The following is a 255-nucleotide window of genomic DNA, read 5'->3' on the forward strand; positions in this document are numbered from 1 at the left end:
AAGAACCCCTGCTCGACATTGCTCAACGGCAGGTAGACCGCTTATTGCAAGACTTGCCCGCGCAACCGATCCGTAGCAACTGGGATGCCTTGGAGCTGCTGGAAAACCTGGCCGTTAACGCGCCGGTACGGCTGGAGGTGCTTATGGCGGAATTGTTGGCCATGGAGCGACGGATATTTCCATTTGGACGCTATTGCTATGTAAGCGTTTGCAATGAGCAGCGGTTCTGGAATCTGTTGCGCGCTTCGTATGAGG

General features: G+C 54.9%; 1 protein-coding gene. It reads left to right on the plus strand.

Annotation, left to right across the window (positions count from 1 at the left end):
* On the plus strand, nucleotides 1-255 hold a 255-nt coding region (locus tag PZA18_RS25880), incomplete at both ends, for a hypothetical protein (protein ID WP_284103524.1).

Source organism: Parachitinimonas caeni, from assembly GCF_030129945.1.
Classification (GTDB): Bacteria; Pseudomonadota; Gammaproteobacteria; order Burkholderiales; family Chitinimonadaceae; genus Parachitinimonas; species Parachitinimonas caeni.